Origin of the sequence: Streptomyces sp. NBC_01235 (genome assembly GCF_035989285.1) — a bacterium.
Classification (GTDB): domain Bacteria; phylum Actinomycetota; class Actinomycetes; order Streptomycetales; family Streptomycetaceae; genus Streptomyces.
Genome location: NZ_CP108513.1, coordinates 1,136,761 through 1,152,236 on the forward strand (window position 1 = coordinate 1,136,761; position 15,476 = coordinate 1,152,236).

16 protein-coding genes and 2 pseudogenes are annotated in these 15,476 nt (G+C 73.6%); 10 read left to right on the forward strand and 8 right to left on the reverse strand.

Annotation, left to right across the window (positions count from 1 at the left end; all coding sequences use genetic code 11):
• Positions 1–57 precede the first annotated feature (57 nt).
• The 4 genes and pseudogenes from OG289_RS05225 to OG289_RS05240 all read left to right on the forward strand — a co-directional run bounded on the left by OG289_RS05225 (position 58) and on the right by OG289_RS05240 (position 2,434).
• Positions 58–624: a TetR/AcrR family transcriptional regulator gene (locus OG289_RS05225; RefSeq protein WP_327312814.1), complete on the forward strand. Its 567-nt coding sequence runs from the start codon at positions 58–60 to the stop codon at positions 622–624.
• Positions 625–632: 8 nt separating this feature from the next.
• Positions 633–1,217, forward strand: a complete 585-nt coding sequence (locus tag OG289_RS05230) for a DUF4865 family protein (RefSeq protein ID WP_327312815.1) — start codon at positions 633–635, stop codon at positions 1,215–1,217.
• 13 nt (positions 1,218–1,230) lie between these two features.
• Positions 1,231–2,114 (forward strand): annotated as a pseudogene (locus tag OG289_RS05235) (phosphotriesterase family protein).
• A gap of 134 nt (positions 2,115–2,248) precedes the next feature.
• The gene (locus OG289_RS05240; protein ID WP_327312816.1) at positions 2,249–2,434 is read left to right on the forward strand and encodes a DUF1272 domain-containing protein; all 186 of its coding nucleotides are present in this window, start codon (positions 2,249–2,251) and stop codon (positions 2,432–2,434) included.
• A 19-nt stretch (positions 2,435–2,453) separates the two neighbouring features.
• On the opposite strand, the pseudogene OG289_RS05245 reads toward OG289_RS05240, so the two are convergent.
• The 3 genes and pseudogenes from OG289_RS05245 to OG289_RS05255 all read right to left on the reverse strand — a co-directional run bounded on the left by OG289_RS05245 (position 2,454) and on the right by OG289_RS05255 (position 4,127).
• Positions 2,454–2,876 (reverse strand): annotated as a pseudogene (locus tag OG289_RS05245) (pyridoxamine 5'-phosphate oxidase family protein).
• Between the two features lie 15 nt (positions 2,877–2,891).
• Positions 2,892–3,776, reverse strand: a complete 885-nt coding sequence (locus tag OG289_RS05250) for an NAD(P)-dependent oxidoreductase (protein WP_327312817.1) — start codon at positions 3,774–3,776, stop codon at positions 2,892–2,894.
• A 9-nt stretch (positions 3,777–3,785) separates the two neighbouring features.
• Positions 3,786–4,127 carry a hypothetical protein gene (locus tag OG289_RS05255; protein WP_327312818.1) on the reverse strand — a complete coding sequence of 114 codons (342 nt, stop codon included), beginning with the start codon at positions 4,125–4,127 and terminating at the stop codon, positions 3,786–3,788.
• 376 nt (positions 4,128–4,503) lie between these two features.
• Between OG289_RS05255 and OG289_RS05260 the strand changes: the two genes are divergently transcribed.
• The 3 genes from OG289_RS05260 to OG289_RS05270 all read left to right on the forward strand — a co-directional run bounded on the left by OG289_RS05260 (position 4,504) and on the right by OG289_RS05270 (position 6,482).
• Positions 4,504–5,019: a hypothetical protein gene (locus OG289_RS05260; RefSeq protein WP_327312819.1), complete on the forward strand. Its 516-nt coding sequence runs from the start codon at positions 4,504–4,506 to the stop codon at positions 5,017–5,019.
• A 32-nt stretch (positions 5,020–5,051) separates the two neighbouring features.
• The gene (locus OG289_RS05265; protein WP_327312820.1) at positions 5,052–5,636 is read left to right on the forward strand and encodes a TetR/AcrR family transcriptional regulator; all 585 of its coding nucleotides are present in this window, start codon (positions 5,052–5,054) and stop codon (positions 5,634–5,636) included.
• A gap of 78 nt (positions 5,637–5,714) precedes the next feature.
• Positions 5,715–6,482: an SDR family NAD(P)-dependent oxidoreductase gene (locus OG289_RS05270; RefSeq protein WP_327312821.1), complete on the forward strand. Its 768-nt coding sequence runs from the start codon at positions 5,715–5,717 to the stop codon at positions 6,480–6,482.
• A 40-nt stretch (positions 6,483–6,522) separates the two neighbouring features.
• Here the strand turns inward: OG289_RS05270 and OG289_RS05275 are convergent, their stop codons facing one another.
• Together OG289_RS05275 and OG289_RS05280 are read right to left on the reverse strand one after the other, a co-directional pair.
• Positions 6,523–7,767, reverse strand: a complete 1,245-nt coding sequence (locus OG289_RS05275; RefSeq protein WP_327312822.1) for an ROK family protein — start codon at positions 7,765–7,767, stop codon at positions 6,523–6,525.
• A gap of 28 nt (positions 7,768–7,795) precedes the next feature.
• Positions 7,796–8,458 carry an alpha-ketoglutarate-dependent dioxygenase AlkB family protein gene (locus OG289_RS05280; protein ID WP_327312823.1) on the reverse strand — a complete coding sequence of 221 codons (663 nt, stop codon included), beginning with the start codon at positions 8,456–8,458 and terminating at the stop codon, positions 7,796–7,798.
• A gap of 78 nt (positions 8,459–8,536) precedes the next feature.
• Here OG289_RS05280 and OG289_RS05285 point away from each other — a divergent pair, with 78 nt between their 5' ends.
• Positions 8,537–9,676 carry a methyltransferase gene (locus tag OG289_RS05285; protein WP_327320591.1) on the forward strand — a complete coding sequence of 380 codons (1,140 nt, stop codon included), beginning with the start codon at positions 8,537–8,539 and terminating at the stop codon, positions 9,674–9,676.
• On the opposite strand, the gene OG289_RS05290 is transcribed toward OG289_RS05285, so the two are convergent.
• Together OG289_RS05290 and OG289_RS05295 are read right to left on the reverse strand one after the other, a co-directional pair.
• Positions 9,663–10,505, reverse strand: coding sequence for a class II fructose-bisphosphate aldolase (locus OG289_RS05290; RefSeq protein ID WP_327312824.1), 843 nt, complete (start codon positions 10,503–10,505; stop codon positions 9,663–9,665). The two genes, OG289_RS05285 and OG289_RS05290, sit on opposite strands and share 14 nt — an antisense overlap.
• Positions 10,506–10,535: 30 nt before the next feature.
• The gene (locus OG289_RS05295) at positions 10,536–11,417 is read right to left on the reverse strand and encodes an SIS domain-containing protein (RefSeq protein ID WP_327320592.1); all 882 of its coding nucleotides are present in this window, start codon (positions 11,415–11,417) and stop codon (positions 10,536–10,538) included.
• Between the two features lie 105 nt (positions 11,418–11,522).
• Between OG289_RS05295 and OG289_RS05300 the strand changes: the two genes are divergently transcribed.
• Positions 11,523–12,302 carry a DeoR/GlpR family DNA-binding transcription regulator gene (locus tag OG289_RS05300; protein ID WP_327312825.1) on the forward strand — a complete coding sequence of 260 codons (780 nt, stop codon included), beginning with the start codon at positions 11,523–11,525 and terminating at the stop codon, positions 12,300–12,302.
• A gap of 360 nt (positions 12,303–12,662) precedes the next feature.
• A complete protein-coding gene (locus OG289_RS05305) occupies positions 12,663–13,007 on the forward strand; it encodes an iron chelate uptake ABC transporter family permease subunit (protein WP_327312826.1) in 345 nt (114 codons plus the stop codon).
• A 45-nt stretch (positions 13,008–13,052) separates the two neighbouring features.
• Here the strand turns inward: OG289_RS05305 and OG289_RS05310 are convergent, their stop codons facing one another.
• Positions 13,053–15,446 carry an MFS transporter gene (locus OG289_RS05310; RefSeq protein WP_327312827.1) on the reverse strand — a complete coding sequence of 798 codons (2,394 nt, stop codon included), beginning with the start codon at positions 15,444–15,446 and terminating at the stop codon, positions 13,053–13,055.
• Positions 15,447–15,476 lie beyond the last annotated feature (30 nt).

Consider the following 15,476-nt stretch of genomic DNA (forward strand, 5'->3'; position numbering starts at 1 on the left):
CTCCTTGAGGCCCTTCACGTCTCGACTTCTGTAACTACTAGTATGTACAGTCGGGTCATGAGCACTTCGGAGCGACTGATCGAGTCCACCCGGGAGCTGCTCTGGGAGCGCGGTTACGTGGGGACCAGCCCCAAGGCGATCCTGGAGCGCGCCGGCGCCGGGCAGGGCAGCATGTACCACCACTTCAAGGGCAAGCCCGATCTCGCCCTGGCTGCGATCCGGCGGACGGCCGAGGAGACGTGGGCCGACGCCGAGGGAGTACTGAACGGGCCGGGCACGCCGTACGAGCGCATCGAGGCGTACCTCACGCGCGAGCGTGACGTGCTGCGGGGCTGTCCCATCGGGCGGCTGACGATGGATCCGGAGGTGATCGCCAGCGCCGAGCTGCGCGAACCCGTCGACGAGACGATCGACCGGATCCGCGAGCGGCTCGCCCACCTCGTCGAAGAGGGCAAGGAGCAGGGGCAGTTCGGGCCCGGGGTGGACGGTGAGGCGATCGCCGCCACCGTCGTCGCGACCGTCCAGGGCGGGTACGTCCTGGCCCGCGCGTCGGGTTCGCCGGCCGCCTTCGACGCCGGGGTCCGCGGGCTGCTCTCCCTGCTCACCCCCCGTCCGGCCGGCTAGGAGGCCCGATGCACGCCATGCAGTACGAACTCACACTGCCCGCCGACTACGACACACGCATCATCCACGCGCGCGTGGCGCGCGTCGGGCATCTCCTCGACGACTGGGAGGGGCTCGGCCTCAAGGCCTACCTGCTGCGCGAACGCGGGGTGCACGGTTCGCCGGTCAACCAGTACGCGCCCTTCTACCTCTGGAACACCGTGGGGGGCATGAACACCTTCCTGTGGGGAGGCGGCTTCCAGGGACTGAGTGACGACTTCGGCCGGCCGGCGGTCCGTCAGTGGACGGGCCTCGCGTACGAGGAGGGCGTCGCCGCCGGTTCCGAGGCCCTGTTCGCCGTGCGGCGGCGTCGGCCGGTGCCGGACGGGGCGGTGCTCGCGGAGGTCGCGCGGGAGGCGGTGGACGAGGTCGCTCGGCGGGCACGGGAGGACGGGGCGGTGCTCGCGGCGGCGGCCATGGACACGAGCCGCTGGGAGACCGTGCACTTCTCGCTCTGGGAGCACGACACGCCCAAGGCCGACGGCGACCTGTTCCGTGTGCTGCACCTGTCCGCGCCGGGGCGGGCCGCCCTGCCCGGGGGCCGGCAGTGGTGAGGCCGTCCGCACGGTGCTCGGGGCGTACCGGCCGAGCTGCTCGGCGTGTGCGACGCGCACGACCACCTGTTCTTCGCCGGTCCCCGGCTGCCCGGACAGGAGTTGCAGAGCGTCTCCGCGGCGCACGCCGAGCTGACCGCGTTCCGCGCGCGGGGCGGTGACGCCGTCGTGCAGTGGACGCCGTACGGCCTCGGGCGGCGCGCGGCCGAGTTGCCGGCGCTGTCCCGGGAGACCGGGGTGCACGTGGTGGCCGCGACGGGACTGCACCAGGGCGTGCACTACGACGAGGCCACGCTCGACGGGTTGCGCCGCCGACTCGCCGAGGTGTTCGTGGTCGAACCGACCGAGGGCATCGGGACGTCGGGCGTCCGGGCCGGGTCGGTGAAGGTCGCGGGCGGGTTCCACGCCCTCGACGCGCACACCCGCTGGACCATGACCGCCGCCGAGGCACATCACGCGACGGGCGCGCCCCTCGCCGTACACCTGGAGCTGGGCACCGGCGCGCTCGACGTACTCGACCTGCTGTGCGGGGAGTCGGGTGTGCCGCCGGACCGGGTGATCCTCGGGCACCTCAACCGCTCCCCCGACACGGTGGCCCACCGCCAGGTTGCCGAGGCGGGCTGCCGGCCGGCGTTCGACGGTCCGTCCCGCGCGCATCACGCCGTCGACTGGCGGATGCCGGAGGCCGTGCGGCCTCGCCGAGGCCGGGTTCGGCGACCGGCTGCTGCTGGGCGGCGGCACAACGACGGCGGCGGCCCGTTCGGTCGACGGCGCCCCCGGATGCCCTGTCTGCTGCGCCGGGTCCGGCCGCGGCCGGCGCTCGCCGTGGGCGAGGAACTCGCGGCGCGGCTCTTCACGGAGAACCCGGGGCGGGCCTTCGGCGTCGAGTGGCGCTGAGCCACGGCCCGGCGGTGGGCCACCGTGGCCCGATCGCATCGGTCCTTGTCCCACGGAGGCACTGGTCGGACACCGCGGGCGCCGCGAGGATGGGCAGCGACGGACGAACCCCGCAGGTGAGGAGCAGCACACCCATGGCATTGGAGATGCGCGACCGCTGTGAGCGCTGCACGACGGCCGCTCTGCCGCCCGACGCACCGGCCCGGATCTGCTCCTACGAGTGCACGTTCTGCGTGGCGTGCGGCGAGGCCATGCAGAGCGTCTGCCCCAACTGCGGTGGCGAGCTGGTGCCCAGGCCGCGCCGCGCCGTGGAGGTGTGACGGTGCGGCCGCGCGAGGCTCAGGTGGACGCCTGGTCGCTGTCCGTCATCGCGCCCCGGCCGTGCCGGCGGTCGACCTCGATCCAGGCGCCGACGCGGGAGCGGACCCGGCCGGGGCAGGGCTTGCCCGTGCAGTGGGTGGAGATGCGGTCCATGTCGGCCAGGCCCTCGTCCTCGTGCGTCTCGACCACGCGGCCGATGAGAGTGACGCGCGCCTACCAGTCGTCGCCGTCGAGGACGGAGAGGGTCAGGCGCGGGTCGCGGCCCGGCTGCTTCAGGCGGACCCGGCCCTCGTCCGGGCTGATCAGCACGCGGCCGTCCTGCCAGACGTACCGGGTGAGGGTCGAGACGGGGGCTCCGTCGGAGCGCAGGGTCGCCATCACGCAGGGGTTGGGGCGGCTCAGCAGCTCCACGGCCTCGGGCGGAAGCGGGGGCTGGGACACGGTTCTCCTCCCGGGTCAGGCGTTCTCGTCGAAGCTGGCGAAGTAGGCGGCGGCCATGTCCTCGTCGCCGTGGCCCTGGGCGGCGGCCCGCTCCAGGCGTTCGGCGCTCGCGGCCGCCACGTCCAGACGGACGCCGTTCTCGCGGCCGGCCTCGACGATCAGACGCGCGTCCTTCGCGGCCGTCGTCACCGCGAACTGGGCGGGCGAGAGCCGGTCGTCGAGGATCAGGCCCGTCTTCGCCCTCAGGTACCCCATGTCGAGCGGGCCGCCCGCGATCAGGTCGAAGAACGCGTTCGGGTCGACGTCCAGGGACTGCGACAGGGCGAGTACCTCGCCGGCCGCGGCGGTGGCCGCGATGACCCAGCTGTTGGCGACCAGCTTCAGCCGGGTGGCGCTGCCCGCGCCGCCGTCCTCGCCCGTCCACACCGTCCGCGCGCCGACGGCGTCCAGGACGGGGGCGATCGCGTCCCGGCCCGTCTGCGGGCCCGCCGCGAGCACGGTCAGCCGGCCGGCCTCGGCGGGCTGACGGGTGCCCAGCACCGGTGCGTCGAAGAAGACCAGGTCGTGTTCGCGGGCGAAGGCGGCCAGGTCCCCGATGGCCTCGATCCCGGCGGTCGTCGACTGCACCCAGGCCGCGCCGGCGCGCAGCGCGGGAGCGGCCTCCCGCATGACCTCCAGGGCGGCGGGGCCGTCGTAGAGCATGGTCAGGACGACGTCCGCGCCCCGGACGGCCTCGGCGGGGGTGTCGACGACGTGCACACCGTCCGAGGTGAGCGGCTCGGCCTTGGACCGGGTGCGGTTCCAGGCGCGCACGGTATGGCCGGCCCGGGCGAGGTTGCGGGCCATCGCGGCGCCCATGATGCCGGTCCCCAGGACACTCACGGTCAGTTGGTCTGTCATGACGTCAACCTACTTCGACGCGGCGGCGACCGGGCCGTCCAGCCACGCCTGGTGGCCGTTGAGCCTCGGGTTCGGGCGTTCGTCGGCCGGGGCCGCGGCCGGGCGGCCGATCTGCGTCTCCTGGGTCAGGATCCGCACCCGGCCGCCGGGCAGGTGGAGGAGGCGCGGTCCGGCCGGTACGACCTGGTGATCGCCACGCGGCGGCCGCGCGGGCGTGCCCTGGAGTCGGTGCCGCCGGCCGACGAGGAGTACGTCCGGGCCGCCTCCCCCGTCTGGGCCCTGCGGGCCGCCGACCATCCGCAGGCCGCCGACCTGTGCTCTGCGCTGCGGGACGTCCCGCTGGTGACCCACGCCGAGGATCTCCCCATCGCCCACCCCTACCGGCGGACGGTCTTCGGCAAGCAGCTCACCGCCCGGGCGGCGGTCACGGTGCCGCACCTGTCCGCGGTGCTGTCGGCGGTCAAGGCGGGGCCGGCTACAGCCTCCTGCCGCACTCCCTGTGCCAGCAGTACCTGGAAGCGGGCCGCCTGGCGCAGTTCCACTTCCCCGAGGAGCCCCGCTCGACACCCACTTCCTCGTCCAGCGCCCCGGGGCCGACGCCAACCCCGACGTCCTGCGGGTCCGCGACCGGCTGCGGACGGCGGCGCGGGGCCGGCGGCAAATGGCGGACGGGCCTTGTTCCTTGTTCGGGCAGGGGCCAGGATGTGGGTTGCTCAAGGGGGTGCACATGCGGATCCGCTACGCCGCCGTGACCTGCGCCAGTGCGGCGGCGCTGCTGTCACTGACCGGCTGCACGGCGCCGGGGGCGGGTATCACGGGCATCACCGTGACGGCGACCGGCCGGCCGGTCGGAGTACTGATGATCTGTCACAAGCACATCGACGGCGCCACGTTGTACGCCGACGACGATCCCAACGGCCCGGAGGTCGGGGACTGGCGCCGCACCCGGCCGGCCACCGGCCTCGTCACCTGGCCGCTGGCCACCGGAGGACCGGGCTGGACCGTCGACAAGCCCATGCCCACAGCCCTCGATCGTGGACGCACGTACATCCTCTACGGCTGGACCGACGACGACTCCTGGTCGGCGGCAGACGTGTCCTTCACCCTCACGGACCTGGCCGCACTTCAACCCGGTCAGGTGCGCTACTTCGCGGGTGACGTGAAAGGCGCCGACGACGACGGCTACCGGACCGGTTCCCTCGCGGAATTCCGGGCCGCCGCATGCGACGACACCGATACTTGACCGATCGTTCTTTTTTGATCTAGCGTCACATCATGGCCAGGACAAAGGAATTCGACCCCGATACGGCCCTGCGGTCGGCGCTGGAACTGTTCTGGCGGCGCGGCTACGAGGCCACGTCGATGGCGGACCTCGTCGAGCACCTCGGCATCGGGCGCGCCAGCATCTACGCGACGTTCGGCAACAAGCACGACCTGTACCTCAAGGCGCTGGACCGGTACGGAGAGACGCACCAACCCCTGCTCCTGCGCGAGTTGTCGCAGCCGGGCCCCGCCCTGCCCGCGGTGCGTGCGGTGGTGCGGCGGTTCGCGGCCGAGGCCACGGACGAGGGGCGCCGCACGTATGGGTGCCTGGTCACCAACACGGCAGCGGAACTGGCCCCGCACGACAGCGCCGCGGCCCACCGCGTCGAGCTGAGCTGGGAGCACCTGGAGACGCTGCTGGAGTCGGCACTGGTGCGCGCGCAGGCACAGGGCGAACTGCCGGCCGAGCGCGATCCGCGCGGGCTGGCCCGCATGCTGCTGGTCCTGCTCCAGGGACTGCGGGTGGTCGGCAAGGCCTCCCCCGACCCCACGCGCGTACGGGACGCCGCGGAGCAGGCGCTCACCCTGTTGGGCTGACCCCCCAGACCGCCGGGGATCTTCGCACCCACACCATGCTGCCCCAATATTGGAATGATCGGTCTTGAAAGGGCTGTCATGTCTCGGAACCGTTTCTCCGGCCGCACCGCGCTCGTCACCGGTGGCGGCTCCGGTATCGGACGGACCCTCGCTCTCGCCTTCGCCGCCGAAGGCGCCCGGGTCGTCGTGGCCGGGCGCACCCGCGCGTCGCTCGACGAGACGGTCGGGCTCGTCGAGCGGGCCGACGGGACCGCGGTCGCCCACGTGGCCGACGTCACGCGCGCCGCCGACCTGGACGACGTCGTCCGGGCGGCCGTCGAACGCTTCGGCTCGCTCGACGTCGCCGTCAACAACGCGGGCGTCCTGCGGGCTGGACGGCCGCTCGCCGATGTCGACGAGGAGGACTGGCGGACACTGCTCGACACCAACCTCACCGGTGTCTTCCTCGCACTGCGGGCAGAGGTCCGGCAGATGCGCGCCCAGCCGGGCGGCGGCGCGATCGTCAACGTCTCGTCCAACATCGGCGTGCACCGGCAGATTCGGGGCGTGACCGCGTACGCCGCGAGCAAGGCGGCCGTCACCGCCCTGACCCGCGGTGCCGCGCTGGAACACATAGGGGACGGTGTCCGGATCAACGCCGTCAGCCCCGGCCCGTCCGAGACGGCCATGTCGCTGCGGTCCGGCGAGTCCGAGGCCGACCGTGCCCTGCGCATGAAGAAGGAGTCGCCGCTGGGGCGGGTGTCCTCCACGGCGGAGGTGGCGCGGGCGGTGCTGTATCTGGCGTCGGACGACGCGGCGTCCGTCGTGGGCACCGACCTGGTGATCGACGGCGGGGCCGCGCTGTAGCAGGACTGCCGTGCCAGGCCCCGTTCGTGGACGCCGCGCCTCACACGGGGCTCAGCGCCCCCAGCGGATCGTCGAGGACCGGCTGCCAGGCCAACTCGGCCGCGCCGACCAGGCTGTTGTGGTCGAGGGAACAGGCGAGGATGGTGACGCCACCACTGCGGCCCCACAGGCTGCGGTCGGTGACCACCGCGCGCAGCCGGTCGGGGTCGGCGTCGAGGAGGGTGCGGTGCAGGCCACCGAGGATGATGCGGTCGGGGTTGAGGATGTTCACCAGACCGGCCAGCCCCAGGCCCAGCCGGTCGATCAGGGCTTCGGCGGCCGTGCGGACGACCGGGTCGCCGTACTCCTCGCGGATCAGTTCGTTGGCCTGCTGGAGCAGGGAGCCCTCGGGGCCGGGCTCGCGGCCGGCCGTGGTGAGCAGGGCGAGCGGGTCGGCCTCGACGTCGAGACAGCCACGGCTGCCGCAGTGGCAGGGGCGGCCCTCGGGGTTGACGGTGAGGTGCCCGACTTCGAGGGCGAGGCCCGAACTGCCCGTGTGCAGACGGCCGTCCAGCACCAGCGCGCCGCCGACGCCGCGGTGTCCGGTGGCCACGCACAGCAGGTCGCGGGCGCCACGTCCGGCTCCGTGCCGGTGTTCGGCGAGGGCGGCGAGGTTGACGTCGTTGGCCGCGAACGCGGGACCGGTGATGCCGGCGGCGCCGATCCGCTCGGCGAAGATCTCCCGCACGGGCGCCCCCGCCGGCCACGCGAGGTGCAGGGGGTTCAGCGCCAGTCCCTCGGGTTCGGTGACCGCGGACGGCACGGCGAGCCCGGCGCCCACACAGCGCCGGCCGGTCTGCCACAGCAGTTCCGCGCCGGCGTCGACGGCGGCGCCGAGCACCTTGGCGGGGTCGGCGTCGACGGTCTCGCAGCTGGGTGTCGTGGCGACGATCCGCCCGCCGAGACCGACCAGCGCGGCCCGGAACCCGTCGGCGTGGACCTGGGCGGCGAGGGCGACCGGGCCCTCCTGCGCGAGTTCGAGCCGGTGCGAGGGGCGGCCCTGCGAACCGCTGGCGGCGCCGGGCCGCGCGTCGACCCGGATCAGGCCCAGCGCCTCCAGCTCCGCGGCGACCGCGCCGGCCGTCGCGCGGGTGACGCCGAGTTCGGCGGTGAGGACCGCGCGGGTGGGCGCCCGCCCGGTGTGCACGAGCTCCAACGCGGGCCCGAGCGCACCGCGCCCCCGGTCCAACCGCGCCCTCGAGGTGGTCCCTTCCCCCGCCGGCCGGGGGTCCGCCTTGCCGCTCATGAGGGCGAGTCTCCCATGATCCGCTTCGTCAGGTGGCGTCCGGGAAGCCACTGACCCGCAGGGTGACGTTCAGCCGCCCGCTCAGCCCCAGCCCGGCCGGCGCCGTGCCCGGCAGGACGCGTGGCACCCCGTGGTACGCGAGCCGGGCCGGCCCCCCGAACACGAACAGGTCGCCGCTGCGCAGCTCGACGTCGGTGTAGGGGCGGGTCCGGGTCTCGGTGTTGCCGAAGCGGAAGACGCAGGTGTCGCCGAGGCTGAGGGACACCACGGGCGCGTCGCAGTGCTCGTCGGCGTCGCGGTGCATGCCCATACGGGCGTCGCCGTCGTAGAAGTTGATCAACGCGATGTCGTACGCGCTCCCCGCCGCCTCCCCCGGTCCCAGCGCGTCGGCCACCGCGCGCCGGCCCAGCTCGCCCAGCCAGGCCGGGAAGGGCTTGACGGGGGCGCCGTCCCCGTCGGCGACCGTGCGGGCGTAGGCGTACGGGTACCAGTGCCAGCCCAGGCAGACCTGGCGGGCGGTCATCGTGCCGCCGCCGGGTGTACGGACCGTGCGCAGACCGGCCGGCGGGCGGGCCCAGTCCCGGCAGGCCCGCAGCAGCTCACGCTGGTGGGCCCCGTCCAGCCAGTCGGGCACGTGCACCGCGCCCGGCGCGACCTGCGCACACTCCCGGGGAAACAGCTCCGTGTCCATGGCCCCATCCTCCTCCTTGGGTCCGACACCGGCTCTGAACTGCGGCTCGGTTAGCCTTGACGCACCATGAACGACCGTATGACGACGCCGTGGGGCGAGGTCGCCCTGGCCCGCCACCCCGAGGATCCGCGCGAGACGCTGCGCGCCTGGGACGCCTCCGACGCGTACCTGCTCCGGCATCTCGCGGAGCGGGACATCCCCCTGACCGGCACGGTGGTGGTGCTCGGCGACCGCTGGGGCGCGCTGGTCACGGCGCTCGCGGCGCACCGTCCGACGCAGATCACCGACTCCTGGCTGGGGCAGGAGGCGACCCGGGCGAACCTCGCGCGGGCCGGCGTCGAGGCCGGCGCCGTGCGGCTGCTCACCACCCGGGATCCGGTGCCGGAGCAGATCGACGTGCTCCTGATCAGGGTGCCCAAGAGCCTCGCGCTCCTGGAGGACCAGCTGCTGCGGCTGGCGCCCGCCGTGCGCGCGGACACGGTCGTCGTCGGCACCGGCATGGTGAAGGAGATCCACACCTCGACGCTGAGGCTGTTCGAGCGGATCCTCGGGCCGACCCGGACCTCGCTGGCCGAGCAGAAGGCCCGGCTGATCTTCTGCACGCCGGATCCGTCGCTGAAGCTCCCCGCAAACCCGTGGCCACACGCCTACGACCTCCCCGACGACGTCGGCGGCGCCCTCTCGGGCCGTCCGGTCGTCAATCACGCGGGCGTGTTCTGCGCCGAGCGGCTGGACATCGGCACCCGGTTCTTCCTTCAGCATCTGCCGACGACGAGCGGCGCCCGCCGGGTCGTCGACCTGGGCTGCGGCAACGGGATCGTCGGGACGGCGGTGGCGCTGGCCGATCCGGCGGCCGAGGTGCTGTTCACGGACGAGTCGTTCCAGGCGGTGGCGTCGGCGGAGGCCACGTACAAGGCGAACGGGGTGCCGGGGCACGCCGAGTTCCGGGTCGGCGACGGACTGGAGGGGGTTGCGGACGCCAGTGTGGACGTCGTGCTGAACAACCCGCCGTTCCACTCCCACCAGGCCACGACGGACGCGACGGCGTGGCGGATGTTCACGGGGGCGCGGCGCGCGCTGCGGCCGGGCGGCGAGCTGTGGGTGGTGGGCAACCGGCACCTGGGCTACCACGTGAAGCTGAAGCGGCTGTTCGGCAACAGTGAACTGGTCGCCGGTGACCGGAAGTTCGTGGTGCTGCGGGCGGTCAGGCAGGGGTGAGCCCCGCACCGGTGATGATCCGCTCGACGGTTCGCGCCATGGCCTGCCGTCCGGCGTTCAGGTAGAGGCGTGCGTCGACCGCGTCGGGATGCGTCCCTAGGTAGTCCCGGATCGCGCCGGTCATGGCCTGGTTGAGCGCGGTACCGACGTTGACCTTGGCGATCCCGCCCGCGACGGCGGCCGTCAGCTCGCGGTCCGGGACTCCGGAGGAGCCGTGCAGGACGAGGGGCACGTCGAGGGCCGCGCCGAGCCGGGCGATCAGGTCGTGGTCGAGGGCGGCGGTGCGGGTGGTCATCGCGTGGACGCTGCCGACGGCCACGGCCAGGGCGTCCACTCCTGAGTCGGCGACGAACGCGCGGGCCTCGGCCGGGTCGGTGCGGGCACCGGGCGCATGCGCGCCCTTGCCGCCGATCTCCCCCAACTCAGCCTCGATCCACAGACCTTGGGCGTGCGCCCGATCGACAGCGGTGCGGGTCGCGGCGAGGTTCTCGGCGTACGGCAGGCGGGAGGCGTCGTACATGACCGAGCCGAAGCCGGCGGTGGCCGCCTGGACGAGCAGGGCCTCGCTCCGGACGTGGTCGAGGTGCAACGCGACCGGTACGGCGGCCCGTTCGGCGGCGACGGCTGCGGCGCGGGCGAGCGGAAGCAGCCGTCCCAGGCGGAACTTCACGGCGTTCTCGCTGACCTGGAGGACGACGGGTGCGTCGGCGGCCTCGGCGCCGGCGATGACGGCCTCGATGTGCTCCAGGGTGATGATGTTGAAGGCGGCGACGGCGCCGCGGGCCGCGCGGGCGCGGGTGACCAGCTCGCCGGTGGTGGTGAGGGGCACGCCAACTCCTCTCGGGGGAAATCCAGGGGCTCAGGATCCGAGGATCACCGAGCGGGTGAGGTGGCGCGGCCGGTCCGGGTCGAGGCCGCGCGCAGCGGCGACGGCCACGGCGAGGCGCTGGGCGCGGACCAGTTCGGCGAGGGGATCCAGCCCGCCCGGGACCCACAACGCGCCCGTGGCACGCACCTGTTGGGCCAGGCCGTCGGGCGCCTCGCCGAACATCCAGGTCGCTGTGCCGACGGTGCTGATACTGATGGGGCCGTGCCGGTACTCCGTCGCGGGGTACGCCTCGGTCCAGGACCGCGACGCCTCGCGCATCTTGAGCGCGGCCTCGTTCGCCAGACCGACGCTCCAGCCGCGTCCAAGGAAGGTGAACTGCCCGCAGTCCACGAGCCCTTCGGGCAGTGGCTCGCCGAGCGCGGTGCGGGCGTCGGCGACCACCGTGTCGGTGTGCAGGCCCAGGTGGGCGCGGAGCAGGGTGAGCGCGGTGGTCGCGAACCGGGTCTGCACGACGGAGCGTTCGTCGGCGTAGTCCAGGACGAGGACGTGGTCGGCCGCTTTCATGACCGGGGTGTGCGGATCGGCGGTGATCGCGGTGGTGGGCGTACTGCCCCTGAGCCGGGCGAGCAGGTCGAGGACCTCGGTGGTGGTGCCGGAGCGGGTCAGGGCGACGACCCGGTCGTAGCCGCGGCCGTGGGGGAACTCCGAGGCGGCGAAGGCGTCCGTCTCGCCGTGGCCCGCGTCCTCGCGCAGGGCGGCCGCCGCCTGGGCCATGAAGTACGAGGTGCCGCAGCCGGCGATCGCGACCCGCTCCCCCGTCGTCGGCAACTCCCGGGCGTACTGGTGGACTTCGGCTGCGGCGCGGGTCCAGCAGTCGGGCTGGTCGATCAGTTCGTCCTCGACGTGGGTCATGCCCCCCACCTCTTCCCGGCGGTCTTCGTTCAGGACGTTCATGAGTGTTCCTGCAAGATAGAGCCGTCTTTCAAGCAACTTCAAGCATGCGAACGGAGAACGCCGATGTCACGTGACGCCCGCTGGAAGGCGCTGCTGGAGTTGCTCGTCGAGCGCGGTCGGCTGGACGTCGAGGACGTGGCGGCCGAACTGAGTGTGTCGCCGGCGACCATCCGCCGGGACTTCGACCAGCTCGCCGAACAGCAGATGCTGCTGCGCACCCGGGGTGGCGCGGTCGTGCACGGGGTGTCGTACGAGCTGCCGTTGCGGTACAAGACGGCCCGGCACGCCTCACAGAAGCAGCGGATCGCCCGGGCCGTGGCGGATCTGGTCGCACCGGGCGAGGCGGTCGGGCTGACCGGAGGCACGACGACCACGGAGGTGGCGCGCGCCTTGGCCGTGCGCGGCGATCTGGCGTCCGGCTCGCCCGCGCTGACCGTGGTCACGAACGCGCTGAACATCGCGGGCGAGCTGGCCGTGCGTCCCCAGTTCAAGATCGTGGTGACGGGCGGGGTGGCGCGGGCGCAGTCGTACGAGCTGGTCGGGCCGCTCGCGGACGGGGTGCTGGGGCAGATCACGCTCGACATGACGGTGCTCGGGGTCGTGTCCTTCGACGTGACGCACGGCGCCGCCGCGCACGACGAGGCCGAGGCGGCGGTCAACCGGCTGCTGTGCGAACGCGCGGAGCGGGTCGTGGTCGCCGCCGACTCCAGCAAGCTGGGGCGGCGGGCGTTCGCCCGGATCTGCGCGGCCGACACGGTGGACACCCTGGTCACGGACGCGGCGGCCGACGCCGAGATGGTGGGGCGGTTCGAGGAGGCGGGGATCAGGGTCGTCCTCGCCTGAGCCCGTTTCAGACGGACGCGGCGCGCCGGTCCGGCAGGGAGCGGTGGTGTCCGCGGCACGGACCGCGATGGTGGACAGCAGGGTCGAGGTGAGTCCGTGGGTGTGCTCGGTGCCGCCCTGCAGTCGGCATGGCCGAGGGACTGCTCAACTGCACGCGCCTCGACGACCCCGAGGAGCTGGTGCGGCACACCCAGGGCCGGCCCTCTCCCCCGCCGACGAGATCAGGGCCATGGTGTGGCTCGACAGCAGCCTCAACGGCCGGGGTTGGCAGGACGTCCGGCCCGCGCCCCTCGGACTCCTCGTCCCGCTTGCGCTCGTCGCGCCGGCCGCGGGCCGCGAGCCGGCTGAAGGTCCTGGAAGATGGGCGACGCCGTGGCGGGCGGTCTCGGGATGCCCGTGCAGCGCACCCGGCTTGCGATGCCGGTACTGGCCAGGGCGGCCTGCGCGGTGGCCACGGCGGCGGCCGGCCCGATCCCGTCCGTGGCCCTGATCGCACCCCAACTGGCCTGCCGACTCACCCGCGTTCCCGGCCCCAGCCTGGCCGCCGCCACCTGTACCGGCGCCCTCCTCGTCGTCACCGGCGACTTCGCCGCCCAGCGCGTCCACGAGACGACCCGGTTGCCGGTGGGCGTGGTGACCGCGGTGGTCGGCGGTCTGTGTCCGGGGCTGCTGCTGCGCCGTCGGCGGCGGGCCGGACGGATCTGAGGCCGCGGCTGCCGGAAGGGCCTCCGGCAGCCTGTTGTGGGTGAACTACTCGCCCGTGTGGGCGAGTTCGATGTCGTGGTCGTCCACGTCGCCGCCGCCGAGGCTGATGCCGGTCGCCCGGGGCGGGTAGCCGGTCGCGATGACCGTGTACTGGCCGCCGTCCAGGTCGGAGAACGCGTACGCCCCGTCGCCGCCGGTCGTGGTGGTCGCCACGACGTTCCCGGCGGCGTCGACCAGGGTCACCCGCGCGTCGCCGAGCGGGGCGCCCGCGCCGCGTACCGTGCCCCGCAGCTGCGCGCCGGGCCGCAACTCGACGTCGATCCGGGTGACACCGGTGACGCCGATCTCCACGGACCGGGCCAGCGGCCGGTGCTTGGGCGAACTGACCGCGAGGGTCACGGGCCCGGGCATCAGGTCGGTGACGGAGAACTCGCCTATGCCGTCGGTCTGCGTGGTGGCCAGCACGTCGCCGCGGACGTCCGTGAGGATGACCACCGCCCCGGCGACCGGCGCCCCGCCGTCCGCGGACCGCACCGCGCCGACGAGCCCGCTGGAGCCGCTGAGCAACACGTCGTACGTCACCGGCGTCGCCCCGACCACGACCGTCGCCGCCTGCGGCTGATGGCCGTCGGCGGAGGCGATGAGCACGTACGTGCCCTCCCCCGGCGCCTCGAGGGCGTAGGTGCCGTCGGCCGCGGCGACCGCCAGGCCCAACTGTCGTCCGTCCAGCGAGATCAGCGTCACCGCGGCCCCGCCCACCGGCACGCCCTCCGCGCCCCGCACCTGCCCGCGCACCGGATGTCCGCCGCCGGCCGGACCGCCGTCGGTCAGCCCCGGCACGGTCGCCACGAGCTCCGCGACGGCGCGGGCCAGCGGCACGGCGACCGCGGCGCCCACCGCCCGCCCGTCCGGTTCGGCCGGTTCGGCGACAGCCGGTTGAACGACGCCGGGCCGAACGGCAGCCGGCCCGGCGGAAACCGGCTCGCCGGCGACGGGCTCCGCGGCGGATTCCGTGCCCGCCGTCCGCTGGCGTGGGATGAACCCGGCGACGAGAAGGGCGAGGAGTGCCGCGCCCGAGCCGACGGCCATGACGACCTTGAAGCCGTTCTCCGAGGGCAGGGCGGTGGTGCCGAAGGTGGTGGTCATCTGGGCCAGGATCACGCCGGCGACGGCGCCGGCGGTGGAGGTGCCGATGGACCGCATCAGGGTGTTGAGGCTGTTCGCGGCGGCCGTCTCGGCGGGGTCCACGGCGCCCATGATGAGCGCGGGCATGGCCCCGTAGGCGAAGCCGATACCAGCCCCGATGACACAGGAGACCAGTACGAGCTCCCACACCGCGTCCATCAGCACGATGTTGAGGCCGTAGCCCACGGCGACGATCACGGCGCCCATCATCAGGGTCACCTTCGGACCCCGTGCCTTGGAGACCAGCGCAGAGACGGGCGCGGTGGCCATCATGACCAGGCCCGTGGGGGCCATCACCAGACCGGCGGCCAACAGCGACTTGCCCAGACCGTAGCCCGTCGCCTCAGGCAACTGCAGGAGCTGGGGCAGGACCAGGGACATCGCGAACATGGAGAAACCGAAGGCCGTCGAGGCGAGGTTGGTCACCAGCACCTGGCGGCGGGCGGTGGTCCGCAGATCCACCAGGGGTTCCTTGACGCGCAGTTCGAACAGACCCCACAGGAGCAGGACGACGACCGCGGCACCGAACAGCCCGAGGGTGGTACCGCTGCCCCAGCCCCAGTCGGCGCCCTTGGAGATCGCCAGCAGCAGACAGACCAGCCCGGCCGCCATGCCGAGGGCGCCGACCAGGTCGAAGCGCCCGCCCGTGCGCACCTTCGACTCGGGCACGAACAGCGGGACGAGCACGAGGGCGACGGCACCGAGAACGCCCGACGTCCAGAACAGCGTGTGCCAGTCGAAGTGGTCCGCGATGAGCGCGGCGGCGGGCAGACCGAGGGCGCCGCCGATGCCCAGGGAAGCGCTCATGAGGGCGGTGGCCCAGCCGAGCCGCTCGGCGGGCAGTTCGTCGCGCATGATGCTGATGCCGAGCGGGATGACCCCGGAGGCGAGTCCCTGCAGGGCCCGGCCGACGATCATCGGGATGAGCCCGTCGCTGAGGGCGGCCGTGACCGAGCCGGCGATCAGCACGAGAAGGCTGACCAGCAGCATGCGGCGCTTGCCGTACATGTCGCCGAGCCGACCCATGACGGGGGTGGCGACGGCGGCCGCGAGAAGCGTGGCGGTGACCGCCCACGCGGTGTCCGAGGCCGGGGCGTCCAGCAGCTTCGGCAGCTCCGGGACGATCGGGATCACCAGGGTCTGCATCAGCGAGACCACGATCCCGCCGAAGGCCAACACCGCCACGACGAGGTTGGCCCGCGGCGCGGCGGACCCCTCCCCCGTCTCCGCGGAACGGGGTTGCGCATGGGACATGGTCGAGCCTCCGTGGGGGATGCGGTTCTG